This window comes from Halomonas litopenaei, assembly GCF_017303055.1.
Classification (GTDB): Bacteria; Pseudomonadota; Gammaproteobacteria; order Pseudomonadales; family Halomonadaceae; genus Halomonas; species Halomonas litopenaei_A.
The window spans coordinates 1-1,771 of the sequence record NZ_JAEKJT010000019.1 but is presented as its reverse complement, the minus strand read 5'-3'; the positions used below and the strand labels follow the sequence as shown (position 1 = coordinate 1,771).

The following is a 1,771-nucleotide window of genomic DNA, read 5'->3' as shown; positions in this document are numbered from 1 at the left end:
CAGGGCGTGGTCAAGGTCGCTCAGCTGGCCGCTTGGCTGGTGTTCATCGCCATGGCCATCAGCGTGTATGAAGTCATCATGCGCTATGGCTTCGGCTCGCCCACCTCCTGGGTGCACGAAACCGTCGTCATGCTGGTGGCGGTCAGCTTCTGCCTGGGGGGGCCGGCGGCGCTGGCGTCCAACCGCCATATCCGCGTCAAGGTCCTCTACGACGCCGTGGGCCCGACCTTCCGTCGTGCCCTCGATATCTTCAACGACGTGGTCACCTTCGGCTTCTGTCTGGGCATGAGCTACGCCGCCTGGGTGATGTTCTACGGGGCGTCCCACAATCCGCTGGGCGAGTGGCAGCTCGAGCGTTCCGGCACGTCCTGGAATCCGCCCTTTCCCGCCGTGGTCAAGGGCATGATCCTGCTGGCCCTGGCCGTCATGTGCGTGCAGGCCTTGATCCACGTGTTCCAGTCGCTCAAGGGCAAACCCGTCCCCGATGCACCCGAAGGAGGCGCTGACTGATGGATATTGCAGACGGAACGCTGCTGCTGGTCGGTGCCATCTTTGCCTTGCTGGTCACCGGCCTGCCGCTGGCCTTCATTACCGGGCTGGTGGCACTGGCCTTCACCTTTGGCTGGTTCGGCCCCAACGCGCTGCCGCTGGTCACCAGCCGGGTCTACGGATTCGTCACCGAATACTCGTTGGTGGCGGTGCCGATGTTCGTGCTGATGGCCTCGTTACTGGACCGATCGGGCATCGCCAAGGATCTGTTCAACGCCATGCGGGTGTTTGCCGGCCGGCTGCCGGGCGGTGTGGCGGTCCAGACCATCGTGGTGGCCTTCTTCCTGGCCGCGCTGTCCGGCATCATCGGCGGCGAGATCGTGCTGCTCGGCATCCTGGCCTTGCCGCAGATGCTCAGGCTCGGCTACGACAAGCACCTGTCGATTGGCGTGGTGTGTGCCGGCGGGGCCCTGGGCACCATGATGCCGCCGTCCATCGTGCTGATCATCTATGGCCTGATCGCCAGCGTCTCGATTGCTGACCTGTTCACTGCCGCGATCACCCCGGCGGTGATCCTGATGCTGTCCTACATCGGCTACGTGCTGGTCCGCTGTCTGCGCAATCCGGCCATGGGGCCGCCGATGAGCGACGAGGATCGCAATGCCGGCTTCGCCTCCAAGGGCGCGGCGCTGCGCTCGATCATCGTGCCGGCCCTGATCGCCTTCCTGGTGCTGGGGTCGATCTACGGCGGCGTGGCCTCGGTCACTGAAGCCGCCGCGATGGGCGTGTTCGGTGTGTTGCTGGCCGTGCTGGCACGGGGCGAGTTCTCGTTCAAGATGATGCACGCAGCGCTGTCCCAGACCCTGGTGACCTGCGGCATGATCATCTGGATCGGCATCGGTGCCGCGGCACTGGTCGGGGTCTACAACCTGATGGGCGGCAACCGCTTCATCTCGGGCATGATCATGGACCTGGACGTGGCGCCGATCGTGATCATCCTGGTGATGATGGCCATCCTGATCGTGCTGGGCATGTTCCTGGACTGGATCGGGGTGGCCATGCTGACCCTGCCGATCTTCGTACCCATCGTGATTCAGCTGGGCTACAGCCCGATCTGGTTCGGCATCCTGTTCGCCGTCAACATGCAGGTGTCGTTCCTGTCGCCGCCATTTGGCCCGGCCGCGTTCTACCTGAAAGGGGTGGCGCCGCCGGAGATCAGCCTGAAAGACATCTTTGTGTCACTGCTGCCGTTCATCGCACTGCAATTGTGTGTGCTGGCCGC

2 protein-coding genes are annotated in these 1,771 nt (G+C 64.1%); both read left to right on the top strand.

What is annotated here, in order from left to right; genetic code table 11:
• The coding region (locus JF545_RS19785) for a TRAP transporter small permease subunit (RefSeq protein ID WP_206944875.1) at positions 1-510 on the top strand (510 nt) is incomplete at its 5' end.
• Positions 510-1,771: TRAP transporter large permease (locus tag JF545_RS19780; protein ID WP_206944874.1), on the top strand; the 1,262-nt coding region annotated here is incomplete at its 3' end. The genes JF545_RS19785 and JF545_RS19780, both read left to right, overlap by 1 nt.